We start from the raw sequence: 1,053 nt of genomic DNA on the forward strand, positions 1-1,053 counted from the left end.
TCCGAGTTACCCACATTTAGTAGACACCTTCTATAGTTAGATAGGAGGTGCACTATGGCACGCAAGAAAACCCAAGCTTATTCAGAAGAGTTTCGTCGAGAAGCGATTCGCCGCGCTCAAAAGGAAGGTAATACCACTGCATCCGTTGCGAAAGAGCTGGGCATTAGTCCTCAGCAGATCTACAACTGGAAGCGTCAGTTTAATCGCCTTTCCGATAAACAGTTCAATTCCATGGACGGTGTTGATTATTCTAAGAAAGAGTCTGAGGAAGTTCGCAGGCTAAAGCGCAAGAATGCTGAACTTGAAAAAGAGATCGAGTTTCTAAAAAAGGCTGCGGCGTACTTCGCGAACCACCAAGAGTGAAGTACGCAGTCATTCTCGAGTATGTCGGGCAATATTCTGTGGTGCTGATGTGCCGAGCCTTACATGTTTCTCGGTCGGGCTACTATCGATGGCTATGTCGGCCACCCAGTGAGAGCGAGGTGCGGCGCGAGCTTCTGGAAAAGCAGGTAGTCCAAACCTTTGAGGCTTTTAAAGCTCGCTATGGCGCTCCCAGGCTCGCCGATGAGCTTCAGTCCATGGGTGTCGCCTGTTGTCGCAATACCGTCGCTAAGATCCTTGCCAGCCGCTCAATACGGGCCCGTAACGGCAAAGCCTTCACCTATCGCCAGCACGCCCTTGCGATGTACAACGTGGCTGACAATGTGCTTCGTCGGAAGTTTAATGCGGAAGGCATTGATCAGAAATGGACGAGTGACATTACCTACATCTGGTACAGGGATCGATGGCTCTATCTATCAACCGTCATGGATCTGTGCTCACGAAAGATCGTGGGTTGGTCATTGGATAACAGCATGACCATTGAATTGATTACATCGGCCTTAGAGATGGCCATCGCCCGGCGGCAACCAGAGCCCTCGTTAATATTGCACTCGGATCGAGGTGTTCAGTATCGATCCAGGGAATATCAGGACTATGCGCGCTCCTTTGGGATAACGCTGAGCATGAGCCGTAAAGGAAATTGCTGGGACAACGCGCCGATGGAGTCTTTTT

The 1,053-nt window shown here is 50.3% G+C and carries 2 protein-coding genes; both read left to right on the forward strand.

What is annotated here, in order from left to right; translation table 11 throughout:
* The first annotated feature begins 54 nt into the window (after nt 1–54).
* Nucleotides 55–363, forward strand: coding sequence for a transposase (locus BCF53_RS19145; protein WP_207902796.1), 309 nt, complete (start codon nt 55–57; stop codon nt 361–363).
* A partial coding sequence (locus BCF53_RS19150; RefSeq protein ID WP_132704383.1) for an IS3 family transposase occupies nt 360–1,053 on the forward strand: 694 nt, incomplete at its 3' end. The genes BCF53_RS19145 and BCF53_RS19150, both read left to right, overlap by 4 nt.

It is taken from the genome of Reinekea marinisedimentorum (assembly GCF_004341165.1).
In the GTDB taxonomy this organism is placed as follows: domain Bacteria; phylum Pseudomonadota; class Gammaproteobacteria; order Pseudomonadales; family Natronospirillaceae; genus Reinekea; species Reinekea marinisedimentorum.